The 13,850-nt window shown below is 67.7% G+C and carries 10 protein-coding genes, 1 tRNA gene and 1 pseudogene; 4 read left to right on the top strand and 8 right to left on the bottom strand.

The window, feature by feature from the left end; translation table 11 throughout:
• Positions 1 to 137: 137 nt before the first annotated feature.
• Positions 138 to 1,133: pseudogene (locus ROZ37_RS20030) on the bottom strand (RecQ family ATP-dependent DNA helicase); the annotation flags it as partial.
• A 302-nt stretch (positions 1,134 to 1,435) separates the two neighbouring features.
• Between ROZ37_RS20030 and ROZ37_RS20035 the strand changes: the two are divergent.
• Complete coding sequence (locus ROZ37_RS20035; protein ID WP_312662308.1) at positions 1,436 to 2,536, top strand: NADH:flavin oxidoreductase/NADH oxidase; 1,101 nt, start codon at positions 1,436 to 1,438, stop codon at positions 2,534 to 2,536.
• 487 nt (positions 2,537 to 3,023) lie between these two features.
• Here ROZ37_RS20035 and ROZ37_RS20040 read toward each other — a convergent pair.
• Positions 3,024 to 3,100: transfer RNA gene (locus tag ROZ37_RS20040), tRNA-Arg, on the bottom strand.
• A 138-nt stretch (positions 3,101 to 3,238) separates the two neighbouring features.
• Positions 3,239 to 3,736 (bottom strand): peptidoglycan-binding protein LysM, encoded by a 498-nt coding sequence (gene lysM, locus ROZ37_RS20045; RefSeq protein WP_312662311.1) that lies wholly within the window; start codon positions 3,734 to 3,736, stop codon positions 3,239 to 3,241.
• Between the two features lie 179 nt (positions 3,737 to 3,915).
• Here lysM and ROZ37_RS20050 point away from each other — a divergent pair, with 179 nt between their 5' ends.
• From ROZ37_RS20050 to ROZ37_RS20060, 3 genes are read left to right on the top strand one after another with little or no spacing between them, the layout of a single operon-like run.
• Complete coding sequence (locus ROZ37_RS20050; RefSeq protein WP_312662312.1) at positions 3,916 to 4,368, top strand: c-type cytochrome; 453 nt, start codon at positions 3,916 to 3,918, stop codon at positions 4,366 to 4,368.
• Positions 4,369 to 4,417: 49 nt separating this feature from the next.
• Entirely contained in the window at positions 4,418 to 6,244 is a 1,827-nt protein-coding gene (locus ROZ37_RS20055; RefSeq protein ID WP_409449981.1) for a PhnD/SsuA/transferrin family substrate-binding protein, read from the top strand.
• Positions 6,228 to 6,860 (top strand): response regulator, encoded by a 633-nt coding sequence (locus ROZ37_RS20060; RefSeq protein ID WP_312662314.1) that lies wholly within the window; start codon positions 6,228 to 6,230, stop codon positions 6,858 to 6,860. The genes ROZ37_RS20055 and ROZ37_RS20060 overlap by 17 nt, the downstream gene beginning before the upstream one ends.
• A gap of 279 nt (positions 6,861 to 7,139) precedes the next feature.
• On the opposite strand, the gene ROZ37_RS20065 is transcribed toward ROZ37_RS20060, so the two are convergent.
• The 5 genes from ROZ37_RS20065 to ROZ37_RS20085 all read right to left on the bottom strand — a co-directional run bounded on the left by ROZ37_RS20065 (position 7,140) and on the right by ROZ37_RS20085 (position 13,517).
• Positions 7,140 to 7,574 carry a hypothetical protein gene (locus tag ROZ37_RS20065; RefSeq protein ID WP_312662315.1) on the bottom strand — a complete coding sequence of 145 codons (435 nt, stop codon included), beginning with the start codon at positions 7,572 to 7,574 and terminating at the stop codon, positions 7,140 to 7,142.
• A gap of 220 nt (positions 7,575 to 7,794) precedes the next feature.
• Positions 7,795 to 10,890, bottom strand: a complete 3,096-nt coding sequence (locus tag ROZ37_RS20070; RefSeq protein WP_312662316.1) for a molybdopterin dinucleotide binding domain-containing protein — start codon at positions 10,888 to 10,890, stop codon at positions 7,795 to 7,797.
• Positions 10,891 to 11,017: 127 nt separating this feature from the next.
• Entirely contained in the window at positions 11,018 to 12,115 is a 1,098-nt protein-coding gene (gene nrfD, locus ROZ37_RS20075; RefSeq protein ID WP_312662317.1) for an NrfD/PsrC family molybdoenzyme membrane anchor subunit, read from the bottom strand.
• Positions 12,116 to 12,136: 21 nt separating this feature from the next.
• Positions 12,137 to 12,877: a sulfate reduction electron transfer complex DsrMKJOP subunit DsrO gene (dsrO, locus tag ROZ37_RS20080; RefSeq protein WP_312662318.1), complete on the bottom strand. Its 741-nt coding sequence runs from the start codon at positions 12,875 to 12,877 to the stop codon at positions 12,137 to 12,139.
• Positions 12,878 to 13,019: 142 nt separating this feature from the next.
• On the bottom strand, positions 13,020 to 13,517 hold the full coding sequence (locus ROZ37_RS20085; RefSeq protein WP_312662319.1) for a hypothetical protein: 498 nt from the start codon (positions 13,515 to 13,517) through the stop codon (positions 13,020 to 13,022).
• Positions 13,518 to 13,850 lie beyond the last annotated feature (333 nt).

Below are 13,850 nucleotides of genomic sequence, written 5' to 3' on the forward strand. Positions count from 1 at the left end.
CCCAATTGCCGTTGCACAATCGGCTGAAAAAGCAGCTGGAATCGTCATCAGGGCGGCTCAGGTCGGATCTTTTCAGCATCGATTTTTTTCCAGGCGGCCGGAAACCGAAGGTGAAGGCGGAATTTTCAACACCCTGCTAGCGCTGGCAGTTGGAAGCACAGCGACTTTCCGCCACCGGTCGGCAGGATCGCGAGCGTCGGCCGGCCGGCGAAGCCGTTTTCAACGATCGCCTGCTGCAGTGAGCGGCCATCGGCAGTGGTCGGTGTACTGCGGAAGCGGGTAATGCCCGGGAAGTAGCGTGGCAGCAAGGTTTCGAGGTCGTGCTGCTCCCGGCACCATGCGCAGCCCGGATCCGAGCAGGGCAGGTCACGCAGGGCGGCTATCGCTTCGCGCGCCTTGGGGAAGCTCAGGCTCACCCAAGGCGGAAGCACCGAATTGCCACCGGCCACGCGCAGCCATGCCAGCGCATAGGCCAGCGATTTGTGCCAAGCGGGATCGGGCAAGCAGTGTTCGATGAGCCAGCGTTCCCCGGTGATGCAGACCTTGCCCGCGGTCGCGCGCTGCCAAGCGGCGGCGGCTTCCAGGAGCGAAGGCTTCAGGGCACGACGCAGGGTTGCGAAGAAGTTCGCCACACCCTTGCCGTTCACTGGCGCCAGCAGGAAATGCAGGCACAGCACTTCGTCGGGATGCTCTGCCACACGCTGCAGCAAGGCTTCGTTCTGGTCGACGAAGAGCTCGTAGGCGAGCTCGGCGTCCCTCACCGGGTCGTTACGCGTGGTCGTGCATAGCTTGTAGTCCTTCACCAGCCGGTGATACGGGTTCTGCGGGAAGGCGACGGGCGAGAGTTCGAGCGTGTCGATGAGCGGCAGACGGTGCAGCGCAAGCTCGGGATGCAGCGCGGCCAACGCGGGCTGGTCGAAGGCGACGACGTTGTGACCGAGGACGAAGGCGGCACCTTCGGTCAGCGCATCGAGCCGGGAAACAAGCTTGGAATCCTTGCCGGAAAGCCTCAGCCGCGCGTCGAGATCGGGCCGGAACACGCCCAGCTCGCGCAGGGCCATGCGGTCCTGGCGAGCGGTTTCGATGTCGAGACACAGGCACCGCGCGCGCGGCGCGGCGGGCGGAACGGCCATGAGCAAATGGTTTGACGGAAATCGATGGGACCAATTTTGTCCGGATGTAAGCACATCGACGTCCGCATATGACATGAGCGGTCGAGGCCCGGGCAGAACGCAACGCGGTGGGTCACAGGATGAGCAGCGAACCGATCCCTTGGTCAAGCTCCATCGGACATGAATTCGCGTCCCGTCCGCTGCGGGAGCGGGCTCAAGCAGTACCTACATCACCGATTAATGATTTAGGATCCCGTCCAGCTTGCATCCGGCACCGGCGCGTGTCGACGTGCATACGGTCCGCCCTTTCCGGAGATCACACCTTGTCCGCCCTGTTCAGCAGCTTCAATCTGAAAGATGTCACCCTGCGCAATCGCATCGCCATTCCTCCCATGTGCCAGTACAGCGCCGTCGACGGCGTCGGCAACGACTGGCACTGGGGCCATTACAGCAGCCTCGGACGCGGCGGCGCCGGCCTCGTGATCGTCGAGGCGACCGCGGTGGCACCGGAAGGCCGGATCACCCCGGCGTGCCTCGGCCTCTGGAACGACGAACAGGCGCAAAGCCTCGCCCGCATCGCGGCCGCAATCAAGGCGGGCGGCGCCGTTCCCGGCATCCAGATCGGCCACGCGGGCCGCAAGGCGAGCGCGAACCGCCCGTGGGAAGGTGACGACCACATCCCCGATGGCGACGCCCGCGCATGGACGCCGCTGGCCCCCTCGGCCCTCGCCTTCGGCGCCCACCTGCCGAAGGTGCCGCGCGCGATGAGCGTTGACGATATCGCCCGCGTCCAAAGCGATTTCGTCGCTGCGGCACGGCGCGCGCGGGATGCCGGCTTCGAATGGCTCGAACTGCACTTTGCCCACGGTTACCTCGCGCAAAGCTTCTTCTCCGTCCACGCCAACCAGCGGACCGATCGATACGGCGGCGACTTCGCCGGACGCAGCCGTTTCCTGCTCGAAACGCTGGACGCAGTCCGCAAGGTGTGGCCGGAACGCCTGCCCCTCACGGCCCGCTTCGGCGTCATCGAATACGACGGCCGCGACGAGGAGACGCTGGCGGAGTCGATCGAACTCACTCGCGCCTTCCGCCGCGGCGGCCTTGACCTGCTCAACGTCAGCGTCGGGTTCTCCACGCCGGAGGCGCAGGTCCCGTGGGGTCCGGCCTTCCTCGCGCCGATTGCCGAACGCGTCCGCCGCGAGGCCGAACTGCCCGTCGCCGGGTCCTGGGGCATCGACGCGCCGGCCACGGCCAACCGGGTCGTTGCCGACCAGCAGATGGATCTCGTGATGATCGGCCGCGCGCATCTCGCCAATCCGCACTGGAGCTACCAGGCGGCCCTGCAACTGAAGGAAGAGAAACCGTCCTGGGTGCTGCCCGCCCCGTACGCGCACTGGCTGGCGAACTACCGCCCGAGCAACTGACCAATGTCCGGGTCAGCGCCAGCGTCATTCGCTTGCCCGGGCCTCTTCACGCAACGTCGAAACGCAAGCCAGAATCGGCGGGTGATCGGAGCCCAAATCCGGGCCGACGGCATGATCGATAATCGAGGGCAACGGTTCGCGGAGGCGGCTCGAGAAGGACGTCGTCATAGACACCTGCCACTGCCCCCATGGGAAGCGGGCGAAGCGGTTGCGGGAACACCCGGCCGGACCTGACCGATGAGTGGAGCGATGAGCAAGGCTTTCGACAGCGTCAAGCGGGGCTTCCGCCGCCATTGCCCTTGCAAGAGGCGAGAACCGGGCGTGAAGATGTATCGCCCTATTGCCCTCCCGCGGCCGACGTAAAAGCGTTACGGCAACGCGTTCATAAGTTCTGGACGACACACAGTAAGCAAGAGCACAGATTCGTCCGGCCCGAGGATATGAAAAAAGCCCTGATTTCATAAGAAAATCAGGGCTTTTTAGTATCTGGCGCGCCCGAGACGATTCGAACGTCCGACCCCTGCCTTCGGAGGGCAGTACTCTATCCAGCTGAGCTACGGGCGCCTTGGGAGATTGACGGGACCGACCCGCAATCGAGCGCGCAAGTCTATACCGGTTCGTACGCGAAGTCCATGCGTCACCGGTGTTGCTAGAACCGAGGCAGAGTGCCGATCTGCCGCGCGTGGATAACGCGCGGCAGCCTTAAGACGGGATGCGCAGTACCTGGCCGGGGTAGATCTTGTCGGGGTGCGTGAGCATCGGCTTGTTCGCTTCGAAGATCGCGTTGTACTTGTTCGCGTCGCCGTAGTACTTCTTCGCGATCGCCGACAGCGTGTCGCCGCTCGCGACCGTATGGAAGCGGCCTTCGGGTTCCTGGCTCGTCATGGTCATCCGGTCTTCGACCCGCTCGACGCCGCGCACGTTGCCGGCAGCGAGCAGGATCTTTTCCTTCGTCGCCTGGTCGGGTGCGGTTCCCGAGACGGTGACGACCGACGACGCGCCGTCGAAGCTCACGGCGAGATCGCCCGGGGCGAGGCCGAGGCTCGTGATGTATTTCTTGATCGCATCGGACGCTTTCGCGTTTGCATCGCCACCGCCGCCCGCGGTGCCTGCCGGCGCTGATGAAGGTTCGGACGCCTTCACGTCGCCGCCGCCGAAAAGCTTTTCCCCTGCATCCTTCACGAACGAAAAGATACCCATGCCTTCCTCCTGTCGTCTGAACGGATCCCGCTGAGCATAGTTCAGCCGCTTCGCGGCGCCGTCGCGCACGGACAACTGTTACAACACCGCCAGCTCGCCGCCACGGGACGATGGCAAATGTGGGAGCGCCGGCCGAGGGTATACTCGCCGCTCAACCCCCAACAAGAAAGGACATGGAAATGTCGAACCACCTCGTCAGCGCGAATCGGCAGCCGCGCATCCTGCCCCTCGTCGCGATCCTCGCGGTCGCAGCGATCGCGGGCTGCGGCAAGAAGGAGGCTGTCGATCCCGAGACGACCGCGACGCTGATCCAACCCGTCGCCAGGCTCGAATTGAAGGTCGTGAAGGTCGCGCCGGGCAGCCGCACGGGCGAGCAGATCTATACCAGCGTGTGCTCGAGCTGCCACGGCGCCGGGGTGCTGGGCGCACCGAAAACCGGCGACAGCGCAGCCTGGGCGCCGCGCATCGCGCAGGGCTTCGAGACGCTGGCGCACAATGCGATCAACGGCATCCGCGGCATGCCCCCGCGTGGTGGCGGCGCCGACCTGACCGATACCGAAGTGCAGCGGGCGGTCGCGTACCTCGCGAACAGCGCCGGCGCGAACTTCACCGAACCCCCGGTCCAGCAATAAATCTCGCCGACGGCGATGAGACGACAATGACGTTCGTCCCCTCAGCGGGATGAGGTTCCGATTGTCGCTGTCCGCATTCATCCTCCGTGTTGCGTTCGGCGCGGTCGTCGCGCTTGCGGCGGGCGCCCAGGCCGCGGAAGCGCCGGTGCGCATCGGCGTGCTCGCGTTTCTCGGCGACGACGCCGCAACGGCGGAGTGGTCGCCGGTCGTCGAGCGGCTCGCGGAGGCGCTGCCGGGACGCAGCGTCGAACTGCTCCAGTTCGATCACCTCGGGCTCGCGGCGTCGGCCGCGGCGGGGTCGATCGATTTCATCATCACGAACCCCGGCCACTACGTCGAACTCGAAGCCGCGATCGGCGCGAGCCGCATCCTGACGCTTGACGCCGCGCCGACGGGTTCGCCCGACCGCGCCATCGGCTCGGCCGTCATCGCATCGTCCGCACGCAGCGACTTGCGCACGCTCGAAGACCTGCGCGGCAAACGCGTCGCGATCGTCGCACGCGAGGGCTTCGGGGGCTATCAGACGGTGCAACGCGAGCTTGCCGCGCTCGGGATCGAGCCGGAGCGCGACTTTGCCGCGCTGACGGTCGTCGGCCTGCCGATGAGTCGGGTGTTCGACGCGGTGACCAATGGCGAAGCCGATGCGGGCATCGTCCGCGCCTGCCTCGTCGAAGAGCAGCCCGCCGGGCTCGAACGGTTCAAGGTCGTCGGCGCGCGCGACGAGCCGGATTTCGCCTGCGCGACGTCGACCCGGCTGTACCCCGATTGGCCGATCGCGACGCTGCGACACACGCCCCCGGCGCTCGCGAAAGACGTCGCGATCGCGCTGCTCGGGATGTCGCGCGACGGGCACGGCATGGCGTGGGCGGTGCCGGCCGACTATCAGGCGGTACATGAGATGTTCCGCGAGTTGCGAATCGGGCCGTACGCGACGCTGCACGAGCCGACGCTGATGATGCTCGCCGAGCGCTACTGGCCATGGGTCGCGGCCTTGGCGCTGCTGCTGTGCGCTTGGATCCTCTACACGGTACGCGTCGAGCATCTCGTCCATGCGCGCACGGCGGCGCTGCGGGCGGCGCTCGACGCACGCGATGCGCTCGAGGCGCGGATGCGCGCGGGGCAGGAGCAGGCGGACCACATGGCGCGCCTGTCGGTGCTCGGCGAGCTCGCCGGCACGCTCGCGCACGAGCTGAACCAGCCGCTCGCGGCGATCGGCAATTACGCGCAGAGCCTGCGCCGCCGCGTCGACAACGCGCGCCTCACCGACGACGCGGTGCGTGAGGCGTCGGGCGAGATCGCCGCGCAGGCCGAACGTGCGGCAGGCATCCTCGGACGCATCCGCGGTTTTGCGAAGAAGCGCGCCGCGGTGCGCGAGAAGGTCGCACCGCGCGAAGTCGTCGCGGAGGCGATCGCGCTGTTTCGCGGCATGCTCGCGAACGCGCCCGACGTCGAACTGGGCGATACGCTGGGAGGCGCGGCGTCGATTGAAGTCGATCCGCCGCAAATCCAGCAGGTGATCCTGAACCTGCTGAAGAACGGCTACGACGCGGCCCGCGGCCTACCGTCGTCGCGCCAACGGCTCGCGGTGACGATCGCGACAAGTGGCGACGGCAACGTCCGCGTTGCCGTGCGCGACTTCGGCGTCGGGCTCGACGACGCCGCGCGCGACCGCTTGTTCGAACCCTTCTTCACGACGAAGCCAGACGGGCTCGGCCTCGGCTTGTCGATCTGCCGCACGATCGCCGAGGCGCACGGCGGTCGACTCGCGGCCGTGCCAGTCGAAGGACCCGGCTCGGAATTCGTCCTGACGCTGCCGCTCGCAACGGCGCCTCCGATTCCCGCGACCATTGCAAGCCCCCATGACCCGCACCGATGACCTCGTGATCCACGTCGTCGACGACGACGCTGCGTTCCGCCGCTCGCTCGTCTTTCTGCTCGAATCCGTCGGCTGGCGGGTCGAGAGCCACGCGTCGGCCGAAGACTTTCTCGCGGCCCGTCCACCGCCGATGGCGGATCTCGGCTGCCTCGTGCTCGACATCCGCATGCCGACGATGAGCGGGCTCGAACTCCAGCAGGCGCTGCACGCGCGCGGTATTCAGCCGCCGATCGTATTCATCACCGGGCATGGCGACGTCGAACTCGCGGTGCAGGCGATGAAGCACGGCGCGAGCGACTTCCTGCAGAAACCGTTCCGCGATCAGGCGCTGCTCGATGCGGTCGCCGCGGCGGTGCGGCGCGGTGCCGAGGAACGGGCGCGCGGGGCACTGCGCAACAACGCGCTCGCGCTGCTCGTCCGCCTGTCGCCGCGGGAACGCGAGGTCGCGCGACTCGTCGCGCAGGGACTGCCGAACAAGGTCGTTGCGCGCGAGCTCGGCATCAGCGAAAAGACGGTGCATGTGCACCGTCAGCACATCATGGAAAAGGTCGAAGTCGGCAGCGCTGCCGAACTCGCCCGCGTGATGCTGCGCGCGGATCCGGCCGCGCTCGACTGAGCAGGCCTCGTACGGATCCGGGCGGCGACGGTCCGCCGTCCCGGCTGTCGCGGGCCTATGGCTTCGACCTTCGGCTGCCGCTCACCCGGTCGACGCTCAACTGGCCGAACGTAACAAGGTCCGAGACGCCGCGCGGACCGGATAATGCGCTCCAGCTTCGAACGCACCCGCATCCGGCATCGGCGCCGCAGGCAGCACGCCGGCCATCGCGGCGCTCGTGCCGTCCCATCGACAGCGCGCAAGTGGATATGCGCGCCGGACAGGGACGGCTGTTGCGGCTCAGCGTCCGCCACCCCCGGTACCTGGGCCCGTGCCGCCCCCCGGCCCCATGCCGCCGCCTCCGGGACCCATACCGCCACCTCCCGGCCCCATACCACCTCCCGGACCCATGCCACCCCCCGGGCCCATACCACCTCCGGGCCCCATCATCCTGCCCGGGCGCATCGGCGGTTCATCGGGGAGTGTGACGCCGCGCTCCTTCGCGCGTGTCACCATCCGCTCGTGATGCTCGGCGCGGATCTGCTCGCGTTCCTCGGGCGTCTTCGCGGCGCGCATCCGGTCGCGGTGTTCGGCGCGCTCCTGCGGCGTCATCAGCTGCGAGCCGTAAATCGGCGTGCTGTCGTCCACCGGCGGCATGCCCCCCGCCGGCTGCGCGAGCACGCCTCCGGAAAGCAGCGCGGCCGCGACTGCGGCGATCAAGGTCTTGCGTTTCATCTGAACCTCCGTCGTCCGATTGGTCGAAGCGATTTCCCGGCGAACCGCCGCGGCGGCGGCCGGGATCCGCTTTCAATATAGATCGCCGGCCTCGCGTTCGTCATCGCGTTACATTCCGTTTTCCTATTTTCGGGCGCAGCGCAAAGTATGGGTTTCCGCGCCGAGTCCTGAGAGTTTCCACCTTCCGATAGGCGCGGTCCGTCGTGGCGTGGCCAAGGTTTCAGATCTTCACGAGTTTCGCCGGCAGGCCGTTGCGCACCGACGTACCCGCTACCGCATCGACCCACACGGCTTCCCCGCTGCGGGTCGGATCGACGAGGCCGAGGTCGTTCAAGCACACGCCCGCGGCGAGGTCGCGCCGCTCGGGCTGGCGCATGTCGCCGATGCGGTGCGCGCGTGCGCCGAGCTCGCGGTGCCCGTAGCCATGCTCGAACGCGAGCACGCCGCGCATCACCCCTTCATGCACGATGACGCGGCAGGTCGCGTCCCCGCCCGGGGTCGAGACGCGCGCGAGGTCGCCGGTCGCAAGGCCGAGCCGCTCGGCATCGGCGGGATGGACGATCACCGGGTTGTCCGGATGCAGCGACGTGATCCTCGTCGCGATGCTGTACGAGTTCTGCAGCGCGGACTTGTAGCTCACCGCGAGCAGCGGCCAGTCGGCCTCGCGATGGACCTCGCGCATCGGCGTACCGTCCGCGAAGGCCGGCGGCTGCCACGTCGCGCAGCCGGAGAAGCGCTTGCCGGTGAGGCTGTTCTTCGCGCCGCCGACGTTGTCGTTCCACAGCCACAGCGCCTTGCCGAAGCGGTTGGTCTGCCACTCGGCGTTTGCCTCGTCCTGCGCCTCCTTCGCGGGCTGGTAACGGCCGCCGCGCGTGTACACGAAGGCAACCTTGCGCCACTCGTCTTCCTTCAACGTCGCCTCGAGCAGCGGGCGCAGGCGTTCGACGCCCGACAGCGCGAGGTCGTCGTCCGTCGCGTCGCCGACCGGCGCCTTGCCGGCGAAGGCGATGTTCGCGCCGCCGCGCAGGTACCAGTGCTCGGGCCGCTCGAGCGGAAAGCGGTTACCGTCCATGTCGGCGAGCCCATCGGGCCCGAAGCCGGGCAGGTTCATCGCCTTCGCGAGCGCGATGAAGAAGGTTTCCATGCCGATCGCTTGGCCGTCGGGCGCGTCGGTGGTTTTGGCGGCCTTCGGCTCGACGACGGGCCAGCGTGCGGTCGTCGCCTTCGTGGGGACGCCGTTCCACGGCGCGGTCCAGCCCCAGCTCTCGTACATCAGCGAGTCCGGCACGATGTAGTCGGCGAACGCGTTGCTCTCGTTGATCAGCGGATCGACCGACACGATCAGCGGCAGCTTCTTCGTGTCGCGCAGGGCCTCCTCGACGAGCGGACGCACGCCGGGGATGCCGTACACGGGGTTCGCGCTCCACAGCACCAGCGCCTTGAGCCCGTACGGGTAGCCGCGCAGCATTGCCGGGAACCATTCGGTGCCGAGCCCCGGCGCGTTTGGGAACCACGCGTCGCGCGCCGGATAGGGCTTGCCTTCGGCCTTGCGCTGCGCGAATTCGGCGGACTTCTCGTAAGGCACGTTGCGGCCGAGCGGCGTGCCTTTCGGCTTGATCGCGCCGGGGAAGGATTCCAGGTCGTAGCGCGGTCCGGCGGCGGCGTCCTTGAAGCCGCCGCCATTGACGACGAAGCCGCCCTTCCAGTTGAGATTGCCGATCAGCGCATTGAGCGTGACGACGGAGTACGCGTTGTAGAAACCGTTGCCGGCCATCATGCCGCCATGCGCAACCGCGCTCGCCTTGCGGCCGTGACGGGTGAACTCGTCGGCGAGGCCGGTGATGACGGCCTCGGGCACGCCGCAGATTTCCGCGTATTCGGCGAGCGTCGCCTTCAGCGCGGACTCGCGCAGGAGTTCGAACGAGGTCTTCACGACGACCGTCCGGTCGCCGGCCGTGACCGTCGCACCGCCCGCTTCGAGTGGCGCGGCACCCGTCGCCGTTGCGGCCGGAACCGGTCCGCCGTCCGCGCCGAGCACGAAATACGGGTCGGCATCCTGGTACTTGTCAGCTTCGGCGATCGGCATACCGATGTCCGAGCCGCGCAGGAAACGGCCTTCGCGCGGGTGGCCCTTCTCGGTGATCACGAGCCAGCTCGCGTTCGTGAAGGACGGCTCACCCGCGGCCTCGGCAGCCGCGACGTTGGGGTTCGCAAGATACGCCGTATTCACGCGCCCGTTCTCGAACATCCAGCGCATCATCCCCATCACCAACGCGCCGTCGGTGCCGGGGCGGATCGGCACCCAGCGGCCCCGCTCTCCTGCGGCGCGGTTGTCGGCGTTGGTCAGCACCGGATCGACGACGACGTACTCGAGCCGGCCTTCCGTGCGGCCCTTCGCGAGCAGCGTGCCGGTGCGCTTGAACGGGTTGCCCGCATTGCCCGGCGCGGTGCCGATGAAGATCACGAACTCGGCGTTCGCGAGGTCTGGCTTCGCGTGCGGCATCTTCTTCAGGTCGCCGAACAACGCCCCCGAGCCCGAGCGGTAGGCGCCACCGCAGTACGAGCCGTGGCCGATGAAGTTGAGCGTGCCGTAGGCCTGATTCCAGAAGCGGCGCGCGAAGGCCTCGCGACCGTCGTTCACGCTGGTCCACACCGCGACCTGGTTGACCTTGGGCCCGAGCTGGGGTGCGGCGGCGTCGATCGGTGCGGAGAGTTCGCGCAGCGCGCCGAAGCCCTCGACATGCCCTTCGCCGAAGAGGTCGCCGCCGTCGACGAGCTCGCGCACGAGCTGCTCGAACGGAATCGGCTGCCACTGGCCGGAGTTGCGCGGGCCGACGCGCTTTAGCGGCGTCAGCACGCGGAACGGCGAATTCATCTGGTCCATCGCCGCGTTGCCGCGGCCGCAAGCGGTCGAGCGACCGGCGAGCCCCTTGTCCTGGTAGCGCGACAGCGCGACGAGGCTTTCGCGCACCGACGCCTTCATCGGCAGCTGCGGCTCGGTCGACAGCGGGCTGTAGGGGTTGCCGGCGACCCGGATCACCTTGCCGCTCGCCTTGTCGATGCGCAGGCGCACGCCACACTGCGTCGTGCAACCGAGGCAGCCGGTGTAGCTGACCTGCTGCTTCGGGTTCGGGTGCAGCTCGCCGGTGGCGGGGTCGACACTGAACTCCGGCTCGGCCGAGCGGCCGTGGATGTTGTGCGCCTTCGGCTCGTCCCCGACGAGACCGGAGACCATGCGGCCCAGCGTCTGGGAGAAGCCGGCGGCAAAGGCGGCAAGCCCGCCGGCGGCGATCAGTTCTCGACGTTCGATTTTCATGATCAGTTCCCTTATGGGGGCGTGGCAATCAAGGACCTCCGTTCGCCCGGAGCTTGTCGAAGGGCAATCGCAGGGCTTCGACAGGCTCAGCCCGAACGGTATTTCGGTATCGGGTTAATCGCTCGAATCACGCGCCGGCGCCGTCCGCCCGGCCGAGCCGGTCGAGCGGCAGCAGGGTCGTCAGCGCGACGAAGAGGAAGATCCACAGGCCGGCGGTGCCGACGATGCCCATCAGGCCTTCGGGCCCGAGCGAAAGCTGGTAGCTGTAATAGCCAGCGCCGGTCTTCGGCACCTCCTGACCGCCGATGAAGATCGTCCAGCGCATCATCCACGCCGAATGCAGCGCGAGCAGGCCGATCAGCAGGCCCGAGCCGGGTCGTCTCCATGCGATGGCGAGCGTGACCACGGTCGCCGCGACCGCCCAGATCGCTGAAACCTGCCAGTTCGCCGACGGCGCGACCTGCGCGAGCGCCTCGGCATGGGTCGGCGACAGGCCGGACAGCCCGAGCGCGAGCCACACCGCGCCGACGACGAGTGCGCCGAACTGCGTCGCCGCCAACGCCGAGGCCATGCGCCGGGTCGCCTGCGCGTCGCCGTGTCCGGGCAGGAAGCGGTTGAACAGCAGCGCGAGGCCGATGCCGCCCGCCAGCGCGGTCACGAAGAACTGCAGCGGCAGCAGCGGCGTGTGCCACAGCGGACGCGCCCGCACGAGCATCACCTCGACGCCGGTGTACAGCGCGACCAGCGCGGCGCCGACGAAGGCGAGCAGCGCCGCGGCGACCAGCGCATTGCGGCTTTCGTGCCCGCCGTACGCGAGGCGCCGCGCCAGTCCGGCGAGCTTGCCTCCCTCGTCGGCATGGCGCGCGAGCAGCGGCCGGAACGCGAGCCATGCGTAGAGGATCAGCCCGGTGAGATACACCGGGATGAAGAACGCGCCCCAGGACATCCACGAGCTCGGCGTGAAATACGCGTAGAAATGCCAGAAGCGGCCGGGCTGATGCAGGTCCGCGAGCAGCGCGACGGGCGCGGTCAGTCCGCACACCAGCGCCGCGAGCAGCGCCAGCCGCGAGATGCCGAGCCAGCCTTCGCGGCGGAACACGAGGCCCGGCAGCGACACCAGGAAGGCGCCGTACGACAGGCCGATGAGGAAGAAGTACTGGACCGCCCACGGCAGCCACGCGACTTCGCGCGCGACGTTGACGGTTTCGACGATGTCCGGATTCATGATCGATCTCCTGTTGCCGCGTCAGCCGTGCGCCTTGCGCGGCTGCCACAGCGTGCCCTGGCCCTCGACCTTGCCTTGGAAGCGCGGGTCGAGCCCGACATAGAACACGCGCGGTTCAGTCCCGAGTTCGGGCTTGAGCACCTTGAGCTCGTCCTTGGCCGCGGTCAGGCGCCGCCGCAACTCGCCGTCGGGATCGTTCAGGTCACCGAAGATGCGCGCGCCACCGACGCAGGTCTCGACGCATGCGGGCAGCAGACCGGCGTCGACGCGATGCGCGCAGAACGTGCATTTGTCGGCCTTGTTGGTCGCGTGGTTGATGAAGCGCGCGTCGTACGGGCACGCCTGCACGCAGTAAGCACAGCCGACGCAACGGTCTCCGTCGACGACGACGATGCCATCCTCGCGCTTGAAGGTCGCGCCGACCGGACACACCGGAATGCACGGCGGCTGGTCGCAGTGATTGCACAGGCGCGGCAGCTGGTACGTGCCGGCCGGCTGGTCGGCGTCCGTCAGCTTGACGCTGTAGGTCGACACGATGGTGCGAAAACTGCCTTCGGGGACGGCGTTTTCCTGGATGCACGACACCGTGCAGGCCTGGCAGCCGATGCATTTGCGCGCATCGACGAGCATCGCCCAGTGGTGCTTGCCGTCGGCCGCGAGCGCGGGCGCCGGGGCGAGCGCGGCGGCGGCCGTGATGACCGGAATACCGCGAAGAAATGACCGCCGCGATGCGCACGCGGCGGACGAGCCAGGGTCTTTCATGACAACGCTCCTGATCGTGGGGAGTCGTCGTCACTGTAGGCCGGTAAAGACCCTTACTGAATCGGGTGTATCGGGCAGGCGGCTAGATGAATCTACCTATTGCCGCGCGTGGGGCTCTGCGTCCCTGCGCGCGGCCGTCGGGTCAACGCCTTACACAGACCTGACCGGAATATTGCATTTCGACCGCGCCCGCACAGTTGACCGTGCCGTCGATGACGAGACGCCCGCCGCCGGTCGGCGAAAAGCGGCCGCGGCCGGACTGCGGGTACGAGACCTCGCGAAACGAGCCGAAGTCAGGGTCGACGCCGGGGACGCCGCAAGACCGAAATGCCGGCGGGCTTTCGAAGACACTCAGGGTGTCGATCTGCGAATGAACAGTGTTGCCGTCAGCGAGCTTGTAGCGGTCGGCGCAGACTATGATGTGGTTGAAGCCGCCGAACGAACGATCTTCGTTGAAGAAAGCCCGACCGTGAAGGCTGCAGTTGAAGGAGCCGCTGCGCGAAAGCACCGCGCTTCCGACGCCCAGCGTCTCGCCGGGCGAAAGCTGGTTGCTGAAAATCTTGCCCGAGACTCCGATCAATTCGGCCGGCGCCTCGCAGGGCCGCTCCTGCGCCTGCGCGCTGCCGAGCGCGAGCGCCATCGCCGCGGCAGCGATCGAGCCTGCAAGGGTCGAACGCTGGCGTCGCCCGGTCATTCCGTATCTGTCGTTTCGTCCCATTTCCATTCCTCCAACCCCCAAAATGGGGCGAACACGCCCCGAGCGGCGTGCCAAGCAATCGCCGCGCCAAGACGTTACATTTCGAATCGAATCATCCAGGTAGCTGAAATCCGCGTGAAGCGGACGGGCGAAACTGTAAATTATTTCGACAATCGCGTCGCTACCGCCTTCCGGGGAAGCGGTTGCAGAAGGACGGGAGTTCGAGTGCGGTGCGGCGGGCGCCGGCGCCGCCGCGGGGCATCCGGCCGTGCGGCG

The sequence above is a fragment of the Aromatoleum sp. genome (genome assembly GCF_032027225.1).
In the GTDB taxonomy this organism is placed as follows: domain Bacteria; phylum Pseudomonadota; class Gammaproteobacteria; order Burkholderiales; family Rhodocyclaceae; genus Aromatoleum.

Bases quoted from the DNA above. Each gene is read 5' to 3' on its own strand.
- lysM (WP_312662311.1), bottom strand. From the start codon at position 3,736: ATGGGTATCTTTTCGTTCGTGAAGGATGCAGGGGAAAAGCTTTTCGGC.
- ROZ37_RS20055 (WP_409449981.1), top strand. From the start codon at position 4,418: ATGAGGTTCCGATTGTCGCTGTCCGCATTCATCCTCCGTGTTGCGTTC.
- dsrO (WP_312662318.1), bottom strand. From the start codon at position 12,877: ATGAAAGACCCTGGCTCGTCCGCCGCGTGCGCATCGCGGCGGTCATTT.
- ROZ37_RS20085 (WP_312662319.1), bottom strand. From the start codon at position 13,517: ATGGCGCTCGCGCTCGGCAGCGCGCAGGCGCAGGAGCGGCCCTGCGAG.
- ROZ37_RS20065 (WP_312662315.1), bottom strand. From the start codon at position 7,574: ATGAAACGCAAGACCTTGATCGCCGCAGTCGCGGCCGCGCTGCTTTCC.
- ROZ37_RS20060 (WP_312662314.1), top strand. From the start codon at position 6,228: ATGACCCGCACCGATGACCTCGTGATCCACGTCGTCGACGACGACGCT.
- ROZ37_RS20050 (WP_312662312.1), top strand. From the start codon at position 3,916: ATGTCGAACCACCTCGTCAGCGCGAATCGGCAGCCGCGCATCCTGCCC.
- ROZ37_RS20070 (WP_312662316.1), bottom strand. From the start codon at position 10,890: ATGAAAATCGAACGTCGAGAACTGATCGCCGCCGGCGGGCTTGCCGCC.
- nrfD (WP_312662317.1), bottom strand. From the start codon at position 12,115: ATGAATCCGGACATCGTCGAAACCGTCAACGTCGCGCGCGAAGTCGCG.